The sequence below is a fragment of the Corynebacterium simulans genome (assembly GCF_001586215.1).
Lineage (GTDB): Bacteria > Actinomycetota > Actinomycetes > Mycobacteriales > Mycobacteriaceae > Corynebacterium > Corynebacterium simulans.
In genome coordinates, this window is the sequence record NZ_CP014634.1 from 322,460 (window position 1) to 344,067 (window position 21,608).

Below are 21,608 nucleotides of genomic sequence, written 5' to 3' on the forward strand. Positions count from 1 at the left end.
CCTTTTACAAAAGCAAGCAACTTGTGTGACATATGCCCTTTATTGCGAAACTTACGTGATAAGGCTCGCTCAAGTTTTAGGCTTTAGGAAGACTAAGTATTAAATAAAACACTCGTTTTCCTTCTAGAGACTTGGGTAACTATGAACACTTTCCAAATATCGACGGATTCCATCGGCGGTAGCCTTGGCCTTTCCGCTGCCGTAGCGACGCTACCGCTTATCGCCTTCTTCATAATGTTGCTGGGTTTTAAGGCCCGCGCACACACCTCGGGCGCAGTTGCCCTCACCGTCGCACTCCTCATCGCCACCTTCGGCTTCGATATGCCAGCAGGCATGGCCTTTTCCTCTGCGGTGCGCGGCGGCCTGTTTGGCCTGCTTCCCATCGTCTGGGTCATCATCACCGCCATCTGGTTCTACGAGATCACCGTAGCTTCCGGCCGCTTTGAGGATCTGCGCAAAACCTTCGACTTGCTTGGCGAAGGCGATATCCGCATCCAGGCCATCCTCATCGCGTTCTGCTTCGGCGGCCTCCTCGAAGCCCTGGCAGGCTTCGGCGCTCCGGTAGCGATTACCGCAACGATGATTCTGGCATTGGGTGTCAAACCACTGAAGGCTGCCACCACCGTCCTTATTGCCAATACCGCGCCCGTTGCCTTCGGCGCCGTGGGTATCCCCGTTACCACCGCGGGTGAAGTTGGCGGCCGCACCGCGGAGCAGACCGCCGATATTGCGGGCCTGATTTCCTTACAGGTCCTGCTAATCGCAGCCGCAGTTCCATTTTTCATCCTCTTTATCCTGGACGGTATGCGCGGCGTCAGGGAGGCAGCACCTGCCGCCGCAGTCATCGGCGGCTCCTTCGCCATCGCCCAGTGGGCCGCGGCCAACTTCTTTGCCTACCAGCTGACTAACGTCGTGGCCTGCATCGTTTCCCTGGGCTGCGCATTCGTGTTCCTGCGCATGTGGAAGCCAAAGGGCGTTGCCGAACTGCGTCAGCGCATGGAGATCCCAGCGCAGGAGGAAGTCACCGATCTTTCTGGCGTCCGCATCTGGATGGCGCTGCTTCCCTACGCCGTGGTTACCGCAGTCTTTGCGCTTGCCACCGCCGTGCCCAAGCTCTTTGGTTTCTGGAAGATTAAGTTCGCCTGGCCGGGCCTGGATGGCACAGTCCTCGACTCTGCCGGCAAGGCAATGGACACCTCGTTTAGCTTCAACGTCTTTGGTAATCCCGGCACCTTGCTGCTGATTTCTGGACTAATCGTGGCAATCATCTTCTGGATTTTCAACGATGGTGGCCACTACCATCTGGCAAAGTCCGCGCCGCTTGCCAAGTTTGGCGAGGTCTGCGCCCGCATGAAGTTCTCGGCGCTTACGATTATCTTGGTCCTAGCCTTGGCCTACACCATGAATTACTCCGGCCAGACCATCTCTATTGGTGAGTTCGTGGCGTCGGCAGGCGGCATCTTCGCCCTCTTCGCACCCGCCCTGGGCTGGATTGGCACGGCTGTCACCGGCTCGGACACCTCAGCCAACGCTCTCTTTGCTAACCTCCAAGTCACCGCCGCCGAGCGCATCTCCGTCAATCCAGACCTCATGCTTGCTGCTAACACCGCCGGCGGCGTGGTGGGCAAGATGATTTCCCCGCAGTCCCTGGCCATCGCCGCAACGGCCGTCAAGATGGAAGGCGAGGAATCCCGCATCCTGAAGGCCGTGGTGGGCTACTCTCTGGCCTTCCTAGCCACGGTCTGCATCATCGTGTTCCTAATGACCAACGTGCTGGGCTTCCTGGTTCCATAGCCGCAATTTTCAAAGCCAAAAAGTCGCCGCACCTACCCGGTTATTAGGTGTGGCGACTTTTGTATACCCCCAAAAGGTTTGAACTTGCCAGTGACGCATCACTCACTTGGCGCCGCAGATCGGACTTTGACAAAAGACGTGCGTCCATCTGTGCACGTGAGCAATTTCGCAACACTAGTGTTGTGAAATAACCCCAGTTAAACAGGCCTTTTTCGACAGAATATCTGCGGAGTTATCGGTAGTATTTATTCCACAACGAAAAACGTTTGCCTGAGCCTCCTGCATCCAGCTCATCGGAGGCAAACTTGGGCAGTAAAAGGAGCGCAAAGTATGCGAATTGCACTATTTTCCACGTGCATTGGTGACGCCCTCTTCCCGGACGCACACAAAGCAACCGCACTAATCCTCTCCCGCTTGGGCCATGAAGTGGTCTTCCCGGAAGAGCAGACCTGCTGCGGACAGATGCATATCAATACCGGTTATCAGAAGGAAACCCTAGGGATGATCCGCAGCTATGCGGACGCCTTCGCGGATCCTTCCATTGACTACGTAGTCTCCGCTTCTGGCTCCTGCGTCGGCGCAGTCCGCGAACAGCACGTCAAGATTGCTGACCGCTTCGGTACCTCCGCTGACGTCGACGGAGCCAAGATTGCTTCCCAGAAGACCTTGGACCTCCCGGAGTTCTTGGTCGACATCGAGCAGCGCACCGACTTAGGTGCCTTCTTCCCACATAAGGTCACCTACCACGCTTCCTGCCATGGCCTGCGCTTTTTGAAGTTGGGTGACCGCCCGTACCAGCTGCTGAGCAAGGTCGAAGGCATCGACCTCGTGCCGCTAGAAAACGTGGAAGAGTGCTGTGGCTTCGGCGGTACCTTCTCTATTAAGAATCCTGAGGTCTCCCAAGCCATGGTCTCGGACAAGACCCGCCACGTGAAGGACACCGAGGCTGAGTACTTGACCGGCGGTGACTCTTCCTGCCTGATGAACATCGGCGGCGCCCTCTCCCGCCAGCGCAGTGGCGTGCGCGTTATCCACATGGCCGAAATCCTGGCTTCCACCAAGGAGCACCCATGGACCCCTGATACGGCCGCATATTCCAAGGAGAAAATGCTCTAATGACTTCCTTCCTCGATACCACCCCACCGCGGGCGCCCGAAGGTTACGGCAACCTGCGCGGCAGCAAGGCATTCGTGCCGCTGGCACACGTTGGCCTGAACAACGCTACCCAGCGCCGCAACCTGCACCACGCCACCACCACTATTCGCAATAAGCGCGCCAACGCCGTCGAAGAGCTACCGGATTGGCAGCAACTGCGTGACGCCGGCTCCGCCCTCAAAGAGGACGTGGCAGCCCGGATGCCTGAGCTCCTCCTCCAGTTTGAGGAAGAGGTAACCAAGCGCGGCGGCATTGTTCACTGGGCCCGCGACGCCAAGGAAGCCAACGAGATCATCGAGGGCCTTATCCGCGAGACCGGTGAGACCGACGTCGTCAAGGTCAAGTCCATGGCAACCCAGGAAATCGGCCTGAACGAGCACCTCGAGTCCGTAGGGATCAATGCCCGCGAAACCGACCTGGCTGAGCTCATCGTTCAGCTGGGCGAGGATAAGCCCTCCCACATCCTGGTTCCAGCCATCCACCGCAACCGTGCCGAAATCCGTGACATCTTCGTCAACAAAATGCCGAACACGGATGAATCCCTAAAGGCTGAGCCAGCCGAACTCGCGGAGGCTTCTCGTACCTTCCTGCGCGAGCAGTTCATGAAGGCCAAGGTCGCCATCTCCGGCGCGAACTTTGGTGTCGCAGAAACCGGCACCATCAATATCGTGGAGTCTGAGGGCAACGGCCGCATGTGTCTTACCCTGCCGGAGACCCTGATTACTGTGATGGGCGTCGAAAAGCTCGTGCCAACATTCCAGGACCTTGAGGTCTTCCTGCAGCTTTTGCCGCGTTCTTCCACGGCAGAGCGCATGAACCCGTACACCTCGATGTGGGCGGGCGTAACTGAAAACGATGGCCCGCAGAACTTCCACCTCGTTCTGCTGGATAACGGCCGTACCGCAGCACTATCCAGTCCGATCGGCCACCAGGCACTCAAGTGCATCCGCTGCTCCGCCTGCCTGAACGTATGCCCAGTCTACGAACGCGCCGGCGGCCACGCCTACGGCTCGGTCTACCCAGGCCCCATCGGCATCTCCATTACCCCGCAGCTAACCGGTATCAAGGACCACCACGATCCTTCCGCCAGCCTGCCTTATGCTTGCTCGCTCTGCGGCCGCTGCGACGAAGTCTGCCCAGTCAAGATTCCGCTGACCGACGTCATCTTGGAAAACCGCCACCAAAAGGTCACCAACGCTACCCCGCCGGTGGAATCCAAACTGTTTAGCGCGGTTCAGCTCGTGTGGGGCCACCCAAAGGTCTGGAACCAGATCACCCACATGGTCGCTCTCGGCCGCGTATTGGGCGGCTTCAACGGCGTCATCGATAACTTGCCTTTGTTCCTCTCCGGCTGGTCCGACGCCCGCGATACTGCAGTCCCCCCGAAGAAGTCTTTCCGTCAGTGGTTTGACTCCGATGAAGCTAAAGAATTGCTCGCCCAGGCCAAGAAGGAGGGCATCAAGTGAGTACCGCCAAAGAAGAAATCCTGAAGCGCATTCGCACCGCGCAGAAGCAGGCAGGCCTGCCTGAACACGTCGACATCCCGCGCGAGTACGAAACGCAGGGCACGCTAAACGCGGATGAGCTGCGTGACATGCTGGTTGACCGCCTAGAGGATTACAAGGCGGAGGTCCACGTTACGGATGAAGTTTCTCTGGCCCAGACCATCTCGCAGGTCTTCACGGACAAGAATTGCTCCACTGTGACCTATGCACAGGGCATGGACGCCGCGCTTATCGACGCCATCACCTCCGACGTCACCTTAACCGCCGACGATCCCACGTCTGACCCACGCGAGCTGGATACTGTCGACGCCGTGCTCACTGAGTCCCACGTAACTTCCGCACAGACCGGCACCATCGTACTGGAGGCGGGCCCGCTGTGCGGCCGCCGCGCTCTCACGCTGGTCCCAGACCGCCATGTATGCATCGTACGCAAAGAGCAGGTGGTCTACGGCGTGCCGGAGATGGTCTCGCGCATCAATCCGGACTTCCCAGCAACCTGGATTTCCGGCCCGTCTGCTACTTCCGATATTGAGCTCTCCCGCGTCGAGGGCGTGCACGGTCCGCGCGATCTCATAGTCATCATCGTGAAGTAAGGCTCGTATGCGGAACTCACCCCGCATTAGCTTCTAACTACCGGCATGCGCTAGAATCACACCGTTGATATCTGGCGCATGCCACCTATCATTTGCCTCCGTAGCTCAGCGGATTAGAGCATCGGTTTCCGGTACCGAAGGTCGCAGGTTCGATCCCTGTCGGGGGCACAAATTCTCCCCTCGCTTGCTCGGCGTTCAACCCGGCAGGCGAGGGTTTTAGCTTCGTATCCACATTTTCCATTTCTTGCAGCTTCCAGATATCTCTAGCGCATCGCCGTCGCTCGATATTAGGAATCCCCCCTACCACACGAAGTCAAAGAATCATTCCTAAGAATGATCTCGCGGGCTGTAAGGTCAGGGCCATGGAATCAACGTCTCGTCCGAAGCGGGCCTACCTCTCGTTTATCGCTACCGCGTTAGCGTTCTTCGTGGTACCGGGGATTGTGGGCGCAACTCTTAGTGGGAGTACAGCGACTGTGACCATGCTGGTGCTGCTGCCAGTGATGGCATTGGCATTAGGCATGCTGGATGGCCGGCTCTTCCGCTATACGCTGTCCTTTCCGCTCATTGCGGCCTTTATATTTTGGCTTTCTACCAAGGTCTACTACAACACCGGTACGTGGATTTACGCAGTTGAAGTCGTCCTGCTTGCTTGGTTGGGCAGCTGGTTAACAGGAAGGAAGGCCTAGGTCATGGAAACGTGGACGCTTGACCATCCGGAGGCCGGAAAACTCGAAGTCACGGTCGGCCCCGATGTGGAGTTTGCTGCAGCTTATGAAGACTGGCCGCAAGAACCGAGCGAGCAAGAATACACCGCCCTGGACGCCAACATGCCACTTAAAGAAAGAATCCGGGCATTCATTGATAATCCACCTATTCGCGTGCAAATTTGCCGCGATGGCGAAGTCCTTGGAAGGTACACCTCGTTGTCTTCGGCGCGAGTGGCACTAAAACAAATCGATACCGACGAGCTGCACAGCTTAGAGCTTGTCAACCGCACGAAGCCGCACCTCAAGCTCCACGCGAATGCTCTCGACGAGTTGCTCGAGGTGACCTATCACAACGGCTCAGAGGTGGTCGAGTTCGATCCACCAGCTGGCAGCCGTGGAGCGCGGCGTCGCGAAGAGATGGAGCAAAGCCCCGTTAAACGCGTGACCTATCCCCTCCTCGCAGGCCTCGGAAAGGGCGGCTGGGCGTTGGCCGTCATCGTACTTGGTCCTATCCTTCGCAAGCTGCTGGACTGGCTGCCCATCCCCGACATCAACTGGCCAGACCTTCCAGACATACCCGAACCTCCCCAAATCCATCTGCCAACCATCAGTATCGATTGGCCGGACATCAACTGGCCGAACATCGATTTCCCTGACCTCCCGGCGCTGCCCGAGTGGATGGTCTTCTTGCTCGATAACTCGAAGGTGTGGGTGCCCATCGTCATCGGTATCGCCATCGGTGCTGAGAGCGGCTTGTTGGTAGGGGTGTTGCGGAACGGTGGTAGGGCTGGATTCCGACTAGGTGGTAGGGCCGGGCCGCTGGCCCTGTTGGGGCCAGCGGCCGGGCTTCTAATCCGATCGACTACTCGTTGGCGCCATATGTGGCGCTTGCCAGGTGTTGGCGCATGTCGTAGTCGCCGAGTTCGATGCGCTGTCCGGCATTGAGTCTGCTGACCAGTGAGTCCGCGCCGATGGGGTCGGGTAGTTTCTTCACCCAGTAGGCGGCGGTTGTCTGGGAGACGATGATGGTCGGCAGTCTGCCGTCGCGGTCGAATATGATCTTGGTTAGGTCTTCTTGTCCGCGCTGGTTGATTCCTATGGTCAGGAAATCATCGAGGATGAGTACATCAATGTTTTGTAGCTTGCGCATTTTAGCTACATAGCGTTCATCTGCTGGCAGGAAGGCCCCTAATTCATCGACGAGCTGATCCAGCCGGTAGTACGCGACACTGTATTCAGCCTGGCAAGCAGCAATACCGATAGCGCAGGCGATGTAGGTTTTACCCGCACCGGTGGGCGCTAGGACGTGCACATTGGAAGGTTCGTCGCGCCAGGGTGTTGCGGCTAGTCGTTTGAGCTGGCGTAGATTCAACCCTCGTTCATCTGGGTTGATCAGCTCGGCGAGTGTTGCTCCCGGATAGCGGAATTTCGCCTGGGTGATGGCTTTTGCGATGTTGGTTTGCCGGCGCTTGGCCGCGGTTTCTTCCACGGCTTTGAGGAAGATTTCCTCCGGTAGAGCGGTGTTGGCGTCATCGGCGGCGACTAGGTCGAAAAAGATATCAGCGAAGGTGGAAAGACGCAGTTTACGCAGTGTAGCTCGGATGTCATCGTCAAGGTTGATGGTGGTCATGATGGTCTAGGCCTCCTTCTTCGGGATGTCGTAGTGGCTGGCTGGGCGCAGGAATACTGCATCAGGGATTGCGGTGATATCCACAATGCGCGACTGGGCGTGATCGGCCTGGACGGCTGGCGTTTGGTTGAGGGTGTGACCGTTGCGGGCGATGTCGGCCTGAATCCGCGCGATGACCTGCATGTTGGGTGCCAGGCTATGGTCAATGACTTGCTGGCAGGCAGGCTCAAGCGTGGTCTTGTTGTGCTTGTTGCCCAGCTTGACGAGCACGTTGCGGGCAGTGTGTAGCCCGCGGGGTACGGCTTTGGCGTTGCGTTCCAAAATTGAGGAGACGACCTTGGCCGTTGCCGGCCCAAATGATGATGCTCGAGCAAGCAGCTCGTCACGGGTAAGAGGTTTGACCCCGGCAATGTCCTTATCCGGGGTATGGGCTGGGTCAGTGCAATAGCGGTACTTGAACCCGTGCATACGTGAGTGCTCTGCGACTAGGTCGTCGCCGTCGAAGATGCTCACCAGGCTGTTGGTCAGCCGTGCCCGCAGGGTTTTGCCGATGTATTGGAACGGCACTGAGTAGTACTGGTAGTCGCAGCAGATGTGCCAGTTACGGTCGACTTTGACGTTTCGCCAGGACACTTCCGTAAACGGGGTATCTGGTAAGTCACGCATCATGGGCGCTTCATCAGCATCAAACAACTCTTTACGGGTTATCCCATCGGGCCTAGGCATATTCATGTTGATGTCGTCGACGCGCTGGGCGATAGCCTCATTGAGTTCATCAAGACTGTAGAAGGTGATCCCATCGAAGTAGCCGAGGATGCGCGAGTAGACGAGTTGGACGGCGCGTTCCACAGCGGCCTTATCCCGAGGTTTTCCAGGTCGGGCCGGTACGAGCAGGATGTCGTAGTAGTCGGCGAAGTCCGCGTAGCGTTGTTGAATGCGCCGGCCGGGCTTGTTCTTCACCGGCCGATAAGTCGCGGTCGGTGCGTTGTCAGGAACGATGATGCCAGGGCATTTACCGAGGTAGTCTAAGGCTTTCACATGGCAGGAAATCCAGTTGTCCATCTTCTCGTTAGCTGTTGCTGTCACAAACAACAGTGAAGAATAGGGGCAGATGGCCACGAATAAGCTGGCTTTCATGCCGACTTCACCGATGGCCTTGTCAATGATGGAAACCTTGTCGCCGGCCCAGTCGACATAGAGTTCCTGGCCTGGCTCGTGTTCGATAATCGAGGTCATTCCAGTGGTGCGGATGTGGGTGCGCAGGCGTTCGCAAAACTGGGAGTACTGATACTTCGACTCGCCTTCACCGACAGGTGCAGCAACGTAGTCCAGCCAGAGCTTGTGGCGGGTCAAGTGCTTGTTATTGGCTAGTCGCTTGGCGAGCTTTTCGAAGTCTGGCTGGTCGTAGCGCTTGCGACGGGCCCCGCGATGGTCGCTGAAGTGCTCGTCGAAGAATGATGGATCCAGCTGAGCAAACGACTCCTTGGTGATGCTCAGGTCCGCAATCAGTGTCTTGGTTTTGGCAATATCCCGGTTGGAACATCCCAACGCCGCAGAGATGGCAGCATAGCTTCCCCCGTCCAAACACATCGCCATGATGTCTTTGAAGTTGGCCATGAAAGGCCCTCCTTAAGGTCATGAAAGGTGATGACGCGCCGGCACAAGTTGTGCCAACGCCACCTATACAATGACCGAAAACAGAGAGCCCTACCATCTATCCGGAAAACCCCGACCAACTACGCGGATTGCCCCTACCAACTACGCCGAAACGGCACCATCGGCGTGATGTCCATGCGCAACCACAAAAAGTCCGAACAGCATAAGAGGCAATGGCAGGACGGCGGCGAAGATACGAGAAAAGAGAATCCGATGCATTAATACGCGGGCGCGCATAAGCTGGTGTTGAAGAACCATAATCTCTACAAGGAGGTACCTGACATGTCAGATCTGCGCACCGACCATGGTCCGAACCCTTATGTTCTCAACATCGAAGAGACCACCCTGGCTAACGATGCTTTCCGTGACACCCTGTGGACCGGCCAATACCTGCAGATGACCGTCATGTCTATTCCTGCCGGCGGCGAAATCGGCGCGGAGGTCCACGATGACCATGACCAGTTCCTGCGCCTCGAGTCCGGCAAGGGCCGCATCATGATTGGTGAAGACAAGGACAACCTGGACATCGATCAGGTAGTCGAAGACGACTTTGCCATCTTCGTACCAGCTGGCAAGTGGCACAACTTTGTCAACGAGGGCTCCGAGCCGGCAAAGCTCTACTCCATCTACGCCGCACCGGATCACGTTAAGGGCACCATCCACGAGACCAAGGAAGACGCGGACAACGATCCGAACGAGCAGCACTAATTGCGGCAGGCTTTTAAAACAACAAAATGGCGGTCCAGAAGATGGGCCGCCATTTTAATATTTAGCTATTGAGCTTTGAGTTCTCCAAGTACTACTTGATGAACGGGTTTACGATCTCCTGGGTGATGTCCAGGGAGCCGTGCTCGATGTAGAACATGCCGAGGAACATAGCGGTAACGAGAACGAAAGCCAGGAGCATGTTCGGGATCCACTGGACGAACACAGATACCCAGCCGTCAGCCTTGTCACGTGCAGCTGCTTCGCGCTGTTCCTGTGCCTCGTATTCGTTCATAATCCGTTGTTTCCTTTCACTGCGCCTTGTACTCCCTAGGCACACCTCGCCTAGCAAGAGTAATCACTGGCACTAACTTTAGCAGTAGATCGTTATGAATTTGTAGTTATCCACCGTTTGATTGACACCATTGCGGCCTGTTTTAAATACCAGGGTCCTCGTTGTTTTCGAGGGCGTCGACAAAAGCGTCTCTATCGGCGAACATGCGGTTGATATCGGCTTCTTCGCCAACAATCCAGTGGCCGCCTTCCTCGTCAAAGGTAATTGCAGCGTCTGGAAATTTCTCCAAGGCGGCGTCCATAGCAGCCACCTGTTCTTCCTTAGCAATTCCCTCGAGGTGAGCTTCCGGGTCGCCCAGGTCATCGAGAACAGTGATGTTGTAGTGCGGGTACTGGCGCTTAGGGTGCTCGAAGAGCTCTTGTCCCATCATAGTGGTCTCCTTCTGAGGCTCCGTGTGTTATGGCTTGGGCGCTACGGCACATGATAGGTCAAGTAAGACCTTGGCCTTGCAAGCTTAAGCCTGCGGTTCGTCTTGCCCGTGCAGAAGTTCGTCCGGTACGAATCCTTCGTAGCCAGGGACGTTCTTTACTGCTAGCACTCCTTTGAAAAAGTTAACCAGCGAGGGAACATCTTCCTCGCTTAGGTGATCGAAGACAAGGCGGCGCACGGACTCGACGTGCTCAGGAACAGCGCGCTCGAGGCGGGTAAAACCATCATCGGTTATCTTTACCACCACGCCGCGGGCATCGCCGACGCTCTTGCACTTGGTGACGAGCCCGCGCTTTTCCATGCGCGTTACCTGGTGGGATGTGCGGGAACGGTCCCAATCCAGCTCGGCACACAGCTCGCGCAGGCGCATCTGATGATCTTTTTGCTCGGACAACGTCACTAGGACGGCAAACTCAGAAGCAGAGACTTCCCCACCGGACATGAGCGTTTCTTCCATGCCGCGATTGATCTTGCGGATGGCGCCAAGGAGCAGGCGCCAAAGCTCCTGTTCCTCCTCATTAAGCCAGCGAGTTCCCGTAGTCATGCAAATAACAGTACACACTGGATTTACTGAGAAAAACTAAGCCTTCAGCTCGTCCATGGCAAGCTCCGTGCGCTCCGGTACACGCGCGTATCGCTGCGGCATACATGTAAGCACGAGCACCTGCGAATGCTTGCCTACCTGGGCGAAGAGCGTCGACATCAGGTTCAGGCGCGTCGAGTCAGTAGAGCCCAGCGCATCGTCCACAATGACGGGCACACCGGACTCTTGAACGAGCCCGGCAATAGCGAACCGTGTAAGGATGGCCAGCTGCTCCTTCGCGCCGCCGGAAAGCGAACCCATATCAATGGTTTGGCCGTTGCGGCTACGCGCGGTGACAACGAGCTCCTCGGAGAGCTCGAAGTCGACGTCACCGCCGAAGACGGTGCGCGCGAGAGCATTAAGCTTTGTCACGAAAGGCGCGGCGTAGCGCTGGCGCGCAGCATCGCGATGCTTAAGCAACAGCTCCCGCAGATAGCGGGCAGCATTTGCACGCTTTTCGACGGCCGCGAGTACCTCCCGCGAGATTTCCAGCTCGGCGCTGGCTGCAGCCAGGCGTTCGGCCACACCAGAGTGCATCTCGATTCGGCCGACATATTCGCGCATGTCGCCATCGGCTTTCAAAATTGCGTTGTTCAGGCTACGTACCTGTTTTTCCGCGCCCTTGTGCAGAGCAAACACCGTATCGACGTCGATGGCGCTTAGTTCTTGCAGGCGTTCGCGCTGCTGCTCCAGTTGCACCTTCGCCGCATGGAGAGCCTCTTTAACGTCTGCATCCGTTGCTGCATCGCGGGCCTGACGCAGAGCCTCCTCAGCTGCAGCATGCAGGTTGGCAGCGGATTCATGCCGCGCCGTCGCCGCAGCCAGCTGCGTGGCCACCTGGCTATCCCGGTACGGGGCCAGCTCTTTTTCCGCCATGGTGACTTCGCTGCGCGCGGCCTCCTCAGCTGACTCGGCGGCAGACAAGTCGAGTGCTTCCTCAGATACGTCCGTGCCTTCGTGCTCGCTAGGCTCTTCAAAGACCCCTGACTGTGCGGCATATTTTGCTTTGAGCTCGCCTAGGTCGTCGGTGCCCAAGGCCGCCTTGAACTCGCGCTGAACTTGTTCGACGGCGCGCTGCTTTTCCAAGAATTCCTCGCGTAGCTTCTGTGCCGCAGCAAGGTCTTCGCAACCAGCGTCTTCAAGCAGTTCCGCAAGGCGCGTGCGTGCCTGTGCCACGGTATCGGCCGAGGTATCACCGGCTGCTGCTTGGTAGGTTGCCTGAAGCTTGCCGAATGCAAACTTCATGCCATCGCGTAGCTGGATGGTTTGTGTGTTGTCGTCGGTTTGTTGGACTTCGCCGTCGACCTCGAACTCGCCTTTACCGCTGATGACCAGCTTGGCGGAGGCCGCAGCAAAGACGCGTTCTTGGACCTGAACTTCGTTGGCGGCTTGCTCGATGTCTTTCAGGTTCGCAATCTCTGGTGCTTGAGCTAGCTCGGCGCGGCGGTCAGCTAGTTCTTTGTCGAGCTTGCCCAGGTACTCAAGGCGCTCGCCAAGGGCCTCCCGCTCCTTCTTCTTGTGCGCCTTTCGCGCGTGTTGGAGGTTGGCGCGTGCCTTCTCATAGGTTTGATTTGCGCGCTCGAGCTTTTCCTCGAGCGCGCTGCGGATTTCTTTCTCATCTTCGACGCTCGCGCTAAGCTCTTCGACCTTGGTGGCTAAAGCCGTGAGATTCGCAGCGGCCCTAGAAACCTCCTCCACCGCGCTGCGGCGGCGTTCGAGGGCTTCTTTCTTGGCCTCCACATCTGCCGCAGCGCGGTCAACCACTTCGCGCTGGGCTTCGATCTTTTCGAGGGCGGCGCGGGCCTCAACAACGTCCTTTTCGCGCTCGGCTAGTTCTGCCTGTGCTGCCGGCAATGCTTCCTCGGCGTCGCGCTTGGCAAGTTGTGCAGCCTCGTGCTTGACCACGACATCGTCAAGCTGGCGCAATGCTTCCGTGGCCTCATTGTGCGCAAGTTCTGCCGCGTTGTAGCGCTCTTGGGCATCCTTTAGTTCCTTAGCCGGCTGCCCGGTGCGCGCGGTGAAGTATTTTTCGTATTCCCTCTGCACGCGATTGACCAGCTCAGAGTCTTCCGCGGCCGCGGTATCCATACCACTGGCTTCTTCTAAGGCATTTGTCACCGATGGAATTCCCACGGCAGCCACGCCTGAGCCTAGGTCGTCTTGGCGGAGGAACAGAGCGTCAAGGAGCTGGCGGTCAAGATGCTCGTTCAAGATGCGATCCAGCTCGTCATCGGCCTCGCCGCCAGTAAATTGCGCCGCACGCGGTGCCAGAACGCGCAATTCAGACATCTTCTTCTTGAGCCAGCGCTTGTGGATGCGGAAGTGATACGGACCCACGGTGACCTCAAGCTTTACCTCAGGGCCCGCATCTCGGTCCACCGGTTTGAGCGCCTTAATCTTCTTAGCGGCACCCGTGTGCTTTTCCGTCAGCACGGTATCGATGGCTTCCACGATGGTGGACTTGCCGGCCTCGTTCTCACCGTGGATGACCACGACGCCGGTCTCCGGCAGCTGTTCGATGCGCAGATGCTCGACGCCGCGGACGTTCCAGATTTCCAAGCTGTGTAGACGCATCATGGCGTTAGGCCTCCTTCACACTGAGACGGAACAACAGATTGACTGCGTCGCGGGCTACAGGGTCCTCCAGGTTTTCCACCAACTCCGCCAAGGCATCAGCGGCAAAGCCGGAAAGCTCTAGGCTGGCAAGTTCCTCCTCATCGGGAGCAAGGTGCAAATCCATGGTTCGCTCACGCGGCCGCAGCGAGGCGAAGACCGGCTCGAGCTCGGCCAAGCCTTGCTCCAAACGCGCTTGGGCGCCCAACCCCACCGTGCCGCGCAAGCCATACTTCACTGCGGTACGGGACTTATTCGGCATGTCATCGAGAACAGTGAGGAAGCGCTCGACATCCTCGTCGGAGTTGACGTCTGCCGCCACGGCGCGAAAAGCCCAGCGGCCGATGTGGTGTGGGGTGACCTCAACCTGCCCGTTGTCGATTACCACGACCAGTGCATTGCCGGAATCGCGCTCGCGGTCATCAAAAGCGGTAGTCTCCGGGCTGCCGGAGAACCAGACGCGCCCCGACTGCCCCAAGGCCTGCGTGGAGTGGGTATCTCCCAGAGCAAGGTAATCGATGACGCCCTCAGAAATCTGGTTTTCGACAAACTTTAAGTCAATAACGTCAGCCTCAGACTCGCGTGCTTCCACCTGCCCGTGGCCTACGGCGATTCGGACGCCGTCGTAAGGCGCGAGCGGGGCGAGCGCTGCCTGCACGAGGTCATAGTTTGCGCGCTTGGAGAGATACGGGGCACCGACGATCTCTACTCCTTCGCGCACCTCAATCGGGGTGGAATCCGCGATGACGTGGACATTGTCCGCAAAAGGCTTGCGCAGGATGGAATCCGCCACCAGCGGATCGTGGTTGCCGGGCAACAGATAAACAGGCACCGGCAGATTGCGAAAGGCCTCCTTGGCACGGCCCAAGGTGGCCTTGCTGAGCGAATTATGCTCAAATACGTCACCTGCCACCACGATGAATTCCGCGCCGGTTTCCGCGGCTAATTCACCGAGCCTGACAACGGCCGCCTCACGGTCATCGTTGAAGCGCACCTGGGCCTCGCCCTCGAGGAACCAGCGGGTCATGCCCAACTGAAAGTCCGAGGTATGGATGAAGGTCACCATGGATGAAACTCTCCCCTTTTAAAGTCTCCGGCAGCAGGTACTAAGCCCTTATGCCTATTGGTGAGTCAGATGATAGTAAAGGTCCTCGACATCAGAGACCGCGCGAAGCAAATCTATGTTCGTATGGCTGACGGCGCGCATGGCCTTACGCAGCAGATCTGGGTCAGAGTCATCAACTGCCGGTGCCACTTTCGGGCGCGGCATATCGGGCAGCTGCCGGCCTTCCCAAAACAGCTCGTTGCGCTCTTCGGGGCTGAGGCTGCTACCGGAAAAACTGTCCTGGGAGACATTTTTCGCCTGCTCCATCACGGCCTGCTCGAGGCGCGCAAAGTCCAAGCCGCGCAGCGCAAAGATCACCGAGGGATCGGCATCCATGCGCGCCGCCAGCCGGTCGGCCACGGCGACCACATGCTTGCACACGTACTCGGGGTCCGGGCAGGTGCACGAAAACCGCATGTCGGCTGGGTCTTGCGCAATGAGAATGTCGAGCGCTTCCTCACTGAGCAGGCCGTCGCGTGCGTTCGCGATCGAGTTCGGCGTGCGGGCAAACATTTGGCTCAGCTCCGCCACGTCATCGTTGGTGCGATACGGCACCTGCAACAACACGGTGAAAGGCTCGTTCTGGGAACCGGCAACCTTGCCGTGTACTGCGCCGTTGCGCACGTCCAGGCCCACCACGTGACCGCCGTTGGCGTACTGGCGACCACGGGTAATGCGCCCGGAGTCGGCCTCCTTATTCACGAAGGAGACGATGCGCGTTGCCGCAGGAGCCATGCTGCGCACGCGAGAGACGCGGCCGACCTCCTCCGGCGTGCTCACGCGTTTGCGCGCGCCGAAGTTGGCATAGATGACGTTGTCGTGTTCCTCAGACTTAGTATGCTGCGCCATTAGTCAGCCTCCCTGTAACTCATCAGCTGTGCCAATTGCTCCGGATCCAGCTCGGTTAACCAGCCTTCGCCCTCGCCCACCACGGCGCCGGCCAGGTGTGTCTTGCCGTCCAAAATGTCCTGGATGGATTCCTCGAGCGTACCCGCAGTAATCATCTTGTAGACCTGCACGTTGCGTTGCTGACCAATGCGGAAGGCACGGTCGGTCGCCTGGTTTTCCACGGCGGGATTCCACCAGCGGTCCATGTGCACGACAATCGACGCCGCGGTCAGGTTCAGGCCCGTGCCGCCTGCCTTGAGCGAGAGGATCATCGCCGGCGGCCCGTCCGGCGCCTGGAATTCCTCCACCATTCGGTCACGACGGTTCTTTGTCACCCCACCGTGCAGGAACGGGATGTCCCTGCCCAGCTGCTGGGTGAGATAAGGCTGCAAAAGGTCGCCGAAGGCCTTGTACTGGGTAAAAATGAGGATGCGTTCTTCGCTTTCTACAGCTTGGTCCACAATCCGCATCAGCTCTTCGACCTTGCCCGAGCGGTGCTTTCCCTTAATGGTAATGGCAGAGCCATCGCCCAGATAGTGTGCCGGATGGTTACAGATCTGCTTGATGCGTGTCAGCGAGGCCAACACTAGGCCGCGGCGCGACATGCCCTCGCGGACCTCCAAGGCCTTTTGCACGTCGTCAACAAGCGCCTTGTACAACGCCGCCTGCTCAGCCGTCATCGCCACGGTGATGATCTGCTCCGATTTCTCTGGCAGGTCATCGATGATGTTCGGATCCGTCTTGAGACGGCGCAGGATAAACGGCGCTGTCAGCTGGCGCAGGCGCTCGGCCATGATCTCGTCGTTTTCACGCTCGATAGCCTTGGCAAAATGATTGCGGAAGAAGGACGCGCTGCCTAGGACGCCGGGATTGCAGAAATCCAGGATGGAGCGCATCTCCGACAAGCGGTTTTCCACCGGCGTGCCGGTCAACGCGATACGGTGACGCGAAGGCAGCGAGCGCACCGCCTTCGAGGAACGCGTCGCGGCATTCTTAATCGCCTGCGCCTCATCGAGGACCACGCGGTCCCATTCCACCTTGCCCAAGGTAAGGAAGTCTCGAGCCACCGTGCCATAGGAGGTGATGACGAGGTCTGCCTTCTCCGCGGCTTTGATAAGTTCTTCATCCTTCAGGCGATCCGAGCCGTGCTGCACCAGGACTTTGAGGCTCGGCACGAACTTCGCAGCCTCGCGCGCCCAGTTGCCCACCACGGAAGTAGGCGCCACGACGATGGTCGGTTTAAGCTCCGGATTTTCTTGGCGCTCGATGGCAAGCAGCGTAAGCAGCTGGAGGGTTTTGCCCAAGCCCATGTCGTCGGCAAGCACTGCTCCAATGTTGTTGCGGGACATCCAGTAGAGCCAATCCACGCCGCGGCGCTGATATTCGCGCAGCTCCGCCTGGACGGTATCGGGCAGCTCGACGCGCGCGGGCGCGGGAGAATCCATGCCGCCAAGCAGAGAGGTATGCCACGTCGAGCCGGTAAACTCCACTGGCTCCTCGGCCATGGATTGCAGGGCCAACTCGCGCAGCTCCGCCACGGAGACCTGGGAAGTTTCGCCCTCGTTGAATTCTTGCAAGCGCTTTTCGACGTCCGCGACAAGTTCCTGCCAGCCCGGCTGTTCTAGCTTCCGAGCGCGCTCGGCGGCAGCGCTAAGCCGCTCGAGTTCCTTCTTCTTGCGCTTCTTGGCGGTCTCTGCCAGCTTGTCCATGTACTCGGAAATTTTGGACAACGCCTGGGTATCGGCGGTCACCCACTCGCCGCGGAGGCGAATCAGGCCGGACTTGGACGCCACCAGCTGGCGCATCTCTTCCTCGGTGAGCTCAATATCGCCTACGGAAAGATGCCAATCATATTCCACCAGCTTGTCCATGCCGAGGTGGGCCTTGGTGGATCCTTCGGCAGGGTCACGCACCTCGCGGATTTCCAGTTTGGCTTTGGTTTCCATGTGCGCCCATGCCTTAGGCAGCAGCACGGTAAAGCCGGCTGCCTTGAGCTGGGCGACGTCCTTGGAAACGAACTCCACCAGCTGATCGGTGCCCAAGAATACATCCCAATCGCCGGCGTCATAGTCCGGAACGGCCGAAGACTCGCGCAGGCGCGGCGCCAGGCTAAGTGCCTTGCGCTGCGAGTCGCGCAGCTTGACCACGCTGCCTCTGTCCAGCTGCTCCTCGATGATGGGGCGCGGAGCGTCGGTGCCGGAACGGACCTGCACGCGGATGGGCCAGACGCTGGATTCTGGAGCTTCATCGGGGCCGGGCTCTTCCACAATGAACACCAACTGCAGGTCGACAGAGGTAATCGAGTCTTTCCACTCGTTTAGAGCACGCAGCAGCTGCGCGCGCCCCTTTTTCACCGGTGAGGTCGTGAGCATGGCCTGCGCGAAGTCGTGCCACGGTGCGGGACGCGGGGCGTCGGCAAGCGAGCGCAACTGTGTAAATGCGATCCAGTGGGTCAGCTCGTCTGCCATGTCATCAGAAAGCGCGCGGTTATTGATGATCAAAATGCCCGGCGCGGCAGCCAGCATCTCAGCGAGCCATCCGCGCTCGCCCAATCCGGAGGTCAGCTGCCACATGGGGAACCACTCGCCGCCCTGATAGGAAAGGCGGATGGTTACACGCCCGGCGCGCACGAACTTGCTAAGTCCCCGGTAGGCGCGAATCAGCCACAGAAGATCTGGGGCGATGGTGGCTTTTTGTTCCGGTGTTGCCGCCTGGCTTAGTGAGTCTAAAAACTCCATCTTGGCCAGGGTGGCCACGGCTTCCTCGGGAGCAAACATGGCCATGGGAACCATGAGGGAGACGTCCTTGCCCTTTGGCGTGCGCAAAGAGACGCGGGCGCGGTTGCGGAAGGACTTCTTGGCAAGAATTGTCTCCACCACCTCGGGGAAAGTCCCCTCTGGCACTGCCGAAGGCATGACGATCTTGTGCCCTTCCACCTGCTCAATCCATAGGCTAAGCCCCGAGACTGGGAGCCAAAGGCCGTGGAGAAGGTAAGAAGCCATAGCTGCCAGTCTAGCAGCGCACCATTTGGGGGCAGGGCGAGAGCTTTGAGGGCGAAAATTGCAAGAAAGCGCAATCGTTATAGTCTCGTTACATTCTTACGTTTCCACTGATAGACCATGAGATTTACCTGTGTATGGAGTCACATATTTTTGGTAACGGGACAGAATCTCGTTGGGTTGTAATGAGCGTCACGTTAGCGTGGGAGGGTCCTACTCTCAAACAACGAGGAGAAATCCGTGCAAGATTCCACTTGGTACGTCGTGGCGATGATTCTCTATCTGCTCGCGATGGCCGCCATCGGTTTCTGGAGCTATAAACAAACAGACCAGTACGACGATTATGTCCTGGGCGGGCGTGGACTCCACCCCTTCGTCGCGGCACTGTCCGCCGGCGCCTCGGACATGTCCGGCTGGCTGCTCATGGGCCTGCCTGGCGCATTGTTCTTAACGGGTATGTCAGAGCTATGGATGGCCATCGGCCTGCTGGTTGGCGCATGGGCCAACTGGAAATGGGTCGCCCCACGCCTGCGCTCCTACTCTGAGATTGCCGGTAACTCGATTACCGTTCCGTCCTTCTTTGAGAACCGCCTGCATGACAAGTCCCGCGTGCTGCGTATTCTCTCGGCCGCCATCATCATCTTCTTCTTTACCTTCTATGTCTCTTCCGGCATGGTCTCCGGCGGCCGCTATTTCGAGTCCACCTTCGGCGGCGATTACCTGGTCGGCATGCTGATCGTTGCGGCCGTTACCGTGTTCTACACCTTCGTCGGCGGCTTCCTCGCGGTCTCCTACACCGATACCGTGCAGGGCCTGCTCATGTTCGCCTCTCTCATCATCGTTCCAATCATGGCAATCATGACTTTGGATAATCCTGGCGATATCTTCAGCTTCGCGGCGGAGAATCCTTATGCTTCCGGCGGAGTCATTGAAAACCCTGAGTACTTCTCGCTCTTCTCCGGTGTTTCCGCAGCAGTTATCATCGGCAACCTAGCCTGGGGCTTGGGGTATTTTGGTCAGCCGCACATCATCGTGCGCTTCATGGCGCTGCGCAAGCCTGCCGACGCCCGCGCGGGCCGCTTCTACGGCGTCAGCTGGATGTTCCTTTCCCTGATTGGCGCCATCTTCGTGGCCTTGGCCGGCACGGTATTCTTCACCAACACTGATCACGCCATTACCGATCAGGAAAACTACGAAACCATCTTCCTTGACATGGCGCAGGTCATGTTCCACCCACTTTTTGCAGGTCTGGTTCTTACTGCGGTTCTGGCCGCCATCATGTCCACCATGTCCTCACAGATGCTCGTGGTTTCCACCTCTCTGATCGAGGATCTGTTCATGATCGTGGCAAAGAAAAAGCCATCCCAGGACGTTCTCATTAACCTATCGCGTACGGCTGTGGTTGCCATTGCCATCATCGCGACAGTCCTGGCGATTAATCCTTCCGATTCCATCCTGGGCTTGGTCGGCTTCGCTTGGGCTGGCTTCGGTTCCGCATTCGGCCCGCTGGTGCTGCTGTCCCTGTACTGGAAGCGCCTGAACTCCACCGGCGCGATTGCCGGCATGGTGACCGGTGCCGTCGTGGCTGTCGGCTGGGGCATGTCTGCGCTTTCCGATGCCCTCTACGAGCTGGTCCCAGGCTTTGCCATCTCCCTGGTGGTCACCGTCGTGGTCTCCCTAGTGACCAAGGCACCAGATACCAAGGTCGTCACCGAGTTCGAAGAAGCTTCCCAGCTGGCCAAGCTTGTTGAAAACAACAAAAACTTGGACTTCGAGGAAGCAGCAGAGAAGGTACAAGGCTAAGCCACCCTTATATCTCCCCACCGGGAACCGCGCACAGCACGGCACAAGTCTAAATAGTCTATGAAGCACTATTTTCTTGCCGGGCTGTGCGCGGTTACTGCGTTGTGGGGCCTAAACCACTTCCTGCCGGGCCCGCCCTTGGGCGTAGCAGAAGCAGATATGCGAGTTCGCATCATCGGCTACGAACGCGAAGCCTTCGGCGGCTGGCTACCCGATACGAAGGACATTGTACGAGATGCCCAGGCCACCGCCTTCGGCCTATACGATCCTTATTCGGGTAAACACAGCCCAGCCTCCGTTGAGGTCGACCACGTCTTCCCCCTTTCAGCGGCGTGGGACATGGGCGCCTTCCGCTGGGATAGGCAGCGCAAGACAGCCTTTGCCAATGACCCGCTCAACTTGGTGGCAACTGCAAAAGATCTCAACCAGGACAAGTCCGATTCCCTACCTTCCGAGTGGCTACCGCCTGCCAACCGCTGCGACTACTCCCGCCGGCTTGCGGCCGTGGCACGCAAATATGATTTGCCCCTTCCAGCTGCGGATGTACGGGTAATGCGCAGACAGTGTCGGTTCGATTTCCAGCTCACCACTGACTAAACTTCTTGCGAACCCCAAACTGAAGTGAAAGGCCTCCATGACTAGTCTTCTAGTAATTCTGCATGTCCTCGCAGCAGTGCTGCTCATCGGCCCAGTCTGCGTGGCAATTTCTGCCTTCCCTGGTCAGATGTTTAGCGCCGCCAATGGTGAGCACGTGGCAATCGGTGCAGCGCGCATCCTGCACAAGATCACCAACACTTATGGCTACGTCTCCGCCATCGTGCCGGTTCTGGGCGTCGCTGTCTTCCTGACGGACCTCGAAGCCTACAAGTCCGCAGTCCAGTTCCACATCGCGATCCTGCTGGCAGTTATCGCTTGGTGCCTGCTGTTCTTCCTGATTGTGCCGAAGCAGAAGAAGGCCATCGCTGCTCTCGACGGCGCCGAAGACATGGACGCTGAAGGTCTGAAGAAGCAGCTTTCTGCTTTCTCCGGCATCTTCAACCTGCTGTGGATGATCTGCGCAATCTTGATGTTTGTCTAATCAGCCA

Annotated in this window: 19 protein-coding genes and 1 tRNA gene; 11 read left to right on the top strand and 9 right to left on the bottom strand. The window is 58.2% G+C overall.

Annotation, left to right across the window (positions count from 1 at the left end; all coding sequences use genetic code 11):
- The first annotated feature begins 141 nt into the window (after positions 1–141).
- The 7 genes from WM42_RS01490 to WM42_RS01520 all read left to right on the top strand — a co-directional run bounded on the left by WM42_RS01490 (position 142) and on the right by WM42_RS01520 (position 6,702).
- Positions 142–1,794 (top strand): L-lactate permease, encoded by a 1,653-nt coding sequence (locus WM42_RS01490; protein WP_062035359.1) that lies wholly within the window; start codon positions 142–144, stop codon positions 1,792–1,794.
- Positions 1,795–2,124: 330 nt separating this feature from the next.
- Positions 2,125–2,910: a (Fe-S)-binding protein gene (locus WM42_RS01495; protein WP_061925881.1), complete on the top strand. Its 786-nt coding sequence runs from the start codon at positions 2,125–2,127 to the stop codon at positions 2,908–2,910.
- Positions 2,910–4,415 (top strand): lactate utilization protein B, encoded by a 1,506-nt coding sequence (locus tag WM42_RS01500; protein ID WP_062035362.1) that lies wholly within the window; start codon positions 2,910–2,912, stop codon positions 4,413–4,415. The genes WM42_RS01495 and WM42_RS01500 overlap by 1 nt, the downstream gene beginning before the upstream one ends.
- On the top strand, positions 4,412–5,047 hold the full coding sequence (locus tag WM42_RS01505) for a LutC/YkgG family protein (protein ID WP_062035363.1): 636 nt from the start codon (positions 4,412–4,414) through the stop codon (positions 5,045–5,047). The genes WM42_RS01500 and WM42_RS01505 overlap by 4 nt, the downstream gene beginning before the upstream one ends.
- A 94-nt stretch (positions 5,048–5,141) precedes the next feature.
- Positions 5,142–5,215: transfer RNA gene (locus tag WM42_RS01510), tRNA-Arg, on the top strand.
- Positions 5,216–5,409: 194 nt separating this feature from the next.
- Positions 5,410–5,736: a DUF2651 family protein gene (locus tag WM42_RS01515; protein ID WP_062035365.1), complete on the top strand. Its 327-nt coding sequence runs from the start codon at positions 5,410–5,412 to the stop codon at positions 5,734–5,736.
- A gap of 3 nt (positions 5,737–5,739) precedes the next feature.
- On the top strand, positions 5,740–6,702 hold the full coding sequence (locus WM42_RS01520) for a hypothetical protein (RefSeq protein ID WP_062035368.1): 963 nt from the start codon (positions 5,740–5,742) through the stop codon (positions 6,700–6,702).
- On the opposite strand, the gene WM42_RS01525 is transcribed toward WM42_RS01520, so the two are convergent.
- Positions 6,620–7,387 (bottom strand): ATP-binding protein, encoded by a 768-nt coding sequence (locus WM42_RS01525; protein ID WP_062034988.1) that lies wholly within the window; start codon positions 7,385–7,387, stop codon positions 6,620–6,622. The genes WM42_RS01520 and WM42_RS01525 overlap by 83 nt on opposite strands.
- Positions 7,388–7,393: 6 nt before the next feature.
- Entirely contained in the window at positions 7,394–9,004 is a 1,611-nt protein-coding gene (gene istA, locus WM42_RS01530; RefSeq protein ID WP_062035370.1) for an IS21 family transposase, read from the bottom strand.
- Between the two features lie 321 nt (positions 9,005–9,325).
- Between istA and WM42_RS01535 the strand changes: the two genes are divergently transcribed.
- Positions 9,326–9,751: a cupin domain-containing protein gene (locus WM42_RS01535; protein ID WP_062035372.1), complete on the top strand. Its 426-nt coding sequence runs from the start codon at positions 9,326–9,328 to the stop codon at positions 9,749–9,751.
- Between the two features lie 91 nt (positions 9,752–9,842).
- On the opposite strand, the gene WM42_RS01540 is transcribed toward WM42_RS01535, so the two are convergent.
- From WM42_RS01540 to WM42_RS01570, 7 genes are all read right to left on the bottom strand, one after another.
- Entirely contained in the window at positions 9,843–10,043 is a 201-nt protein-coding gene (locus WM42_RS01540) for a hypothetical protein (RefSeq protein ID WP_062035374.1), read from the bottom strand.
- A 142-nt stretch (positions 10,044–10,185) separates the two neighbouring features.
- Positions 10,186–10,473, bottom strand: a complete 288-nt coding sequence (locus WM42_RS01545) for a hypothetical protein (RefSeq protein WP_062035376.1) — start codon at positions 10,471–10,473, stop codon at positions 10,186–10,188.
- An 84-nt stretch (positions 10,474–10,557) separates the two neighbouring features.
- Positions 10,558–11,076, bottom strand: coding sequence for a MarR family winged helix-turn-helix transcriptional regulator (locus WM42_RS01550; RefSeq protein WP_062035378.1), 519 nt, complete (start codon positions 11,074–11,076; stop codon positions 10,558–10,560).
- Positions 11,077–11,112: 36 nt separating this feature from the next.
- Positions 11,113–13,692: an AAA family ATPase gene (locus WM42_RS01555; protein WP_062035380.1), complete on the bottom strand. Its 2,580-nt coding sequence runs from the start codon at positions 13,690–13,692 to the stop codon at positions 11,113–11,115.
- Positions 13,693–13,696: 4 nt separating this feature from the next.
- Positions 13,697–14,794: a metallophosphoesterase family protein gene (locus WM42_RS01560; RefSeq protein WP_062035382.1), complete on the bottom strand. Its 1,098-nt coding sequence runs from the start codon at positions 14,792–14,794 to the stop codon at positions 13,697–13,699.
- Positions 14,795–14,848: 54 nt separating this feature from the next.
- Complete coding sequence (locus WM42_RS01565; RefSeq protein WP_062035384.1) at positions 14,849–15,682, bottom strand: SWIM zinc finger family protein; 834 nt, start codon at positions 15,680–15,682, stop codon at positions 14,849–14,851.
- The gene (locus WM42_RS01570) at positions 15,682–18,723 is read right to left on the bottom strand and encodes a DEAD/DEAH box helicase (protein ID WP_062035386.1); all 3,042 of its coding nucleotides are present in this window, start codon (positions 18,721–18,723) and stop codon (positions 15,682–15,684) included. Before WM42_RS01570 ends, WM42_RS01565 begins: the two co-directional genes overlap by 1 nt.
- Positions 18,724–18,960: 237 nt before the next feature.
- Here WM42_RS01570 and putP point away from each other — a divergent pair, with 237 nt between their 5' ends.
- From putP to WM42_RS01585, 3 genes are read left to right on the top strand one after another with little or no spacing between them, the layout of a single operon-like run.
- Positions 18,961–20,523, top strand: a complete 1,563-nt coding sequence (putP, locus tag WM42_RS01575) for a sodium/proline symporter PutP (RefSeq protein ID WP_062035388.1) — start codon at positions 18,961–18,963, stop codon at positions 20,521–20,523.
- A 60-nt stretch (positions 20,524–20,583) separates the two neighbouring features.
- Complete coding sequence (locus WM42_RS01580; protein ID WP_062035390.1) at positions 20,584–21,120, top strand: HNH endonuclease family protein; 537 nt, start codon at positions 20,584–20,586, stop codon at positions 21,118–21,120.
- Between the two features lie 37 nt (positions 21,121–21,157).
- The gene (locus tag WM42_RS01585; RefSeq protein WP_062035392.1) at positions 21,158–21,601 is read left to right on the top strand and encodes a hypothetical protein; all 444 of its coding nucleotides are present in this window, start codon (positions 21,158–21,160) and stop codon (positions 21,599–21,601) included.
- The last annotated feature ends 7 nt before the right edge of the window (positions 21,602–21,608 follow it).

Bases quoted from the DNA above. Each gene is read 5' to 3' on its own strand.
- WM42_RS01490 (WP_062035359.1), top strand. From the start codon at position 142: ATGAACACTTTCCAAATATCGACGGATTCCATCGGCGGTAGCCTTGGC.
- WM42_RS01495 (WP_061925881.1), top strand. From the start codon at position 2,125: ATGCGAATTGCACTATTTTCCACGTGCATTGGTGACGCCCTCTTCCCG.
- WM42_RS01500 (WP_062035362.1), top strand. From the start codon at position 2,910: ATGACTTCCTTCCTCGATACCACCCCACCGCGGGCGCCCGAAGGTTAC.
- WM42_RS01515 (WP_062035365.1), top strand. From the start codon at position 5,410: ATGGAATCAACGTCTCGTCCGAAGCGGGCCTACCTCTCGTTTATCGCT.
- WM42_RS01520 (WP_062035368.1), top strand. From the start codon at position 5,740: ATGGAAACGTGGACGCTTGACCATCCGGAGGCCGGAAAACTCGAAGTC.
- WM42_RS01525 (WP_062034988.1), bottom strand. From the start codon at position 7,387: ATGACCACCATCAACCTTGACGATGACATCCGAGCTACACTGCGTAAA.
- istA (WP_062035370.1), bottom strand. From the start codon at position 9,004: ATGGCCAACTTCAAAGACATCATGGCGATGTGTTTGGACGGGGGAAGC.
- WM42_RS01535 (WP_062035372.1), top strand. From the start codon at position 9,326: ATGTCAGATCTGCGCACCGACCATGGTCCGAACCCTTATGTTCTCAAC.
- WM42_RS01540 (WP_062035374.1), bottom strand. From the start codon at position 10,043: ATGAACGAATACGAGGCACAGGAACAGCGCGAAGCAGCTGCACGTGAC.
- WM42_RS01545 (WP_062035376.1), bottom strand. From the start codon at position 10,473: ATGATGGGACAAGAGCTCTTCGAGCACCCTAAGCGCCAGTACCCGCAC.
- WM42_RS01550 (WP_062035378.1), bottom strand. From the start codon at position 11,076: ATGACTACGGGAACTCGCTGGCTTAATGAGGAGGAACAGGAGCTTTGG.
- WM42_RS01555 (WP_062035380.1), bottom strand. From the start codon at position 13,692: ATGATGCGTCTACACAGCTTGGAAATCTGGAACGTCCGCGGCGTCGAG.
- WM42_RS01560 (WP_062035382.1), bottom strand. From the start codon at position 14,794: ATGGTGACCTTCATCCATACCTCGGACTTTCAGTTGGGCATGACCCGC.
- WM42_RS01565 (WP_062035384.1), bottom strand. From the start codon at position 15,682: ATGGCGCAGCATACTAAGTCTGAGGAACACGACAACGTCATCTATGCC.
- WM42_RS01570 (WP_062035386.1), bottom strand. From the start codon at position 18,723: ATGGCTTCTTACCTTCTCCACGGCCTTTGGCTCCCAGTCTCGGGGCTT.
- WM42_RS01580 (WP_062035390.1), top strand. From the start codon at position 20,584: ATGAAGCACTATTTTCTTGCCGGGCTGTGCGCGGTTACTGCGTTGTGG.
- WM42_RS01585 (WP_062035392.1), top strand. From the start codon at position 21,158: ATGACTAGTCTTCTAGTAATTCTGCATGTCCTCGCAGCAGTGCTGCTC.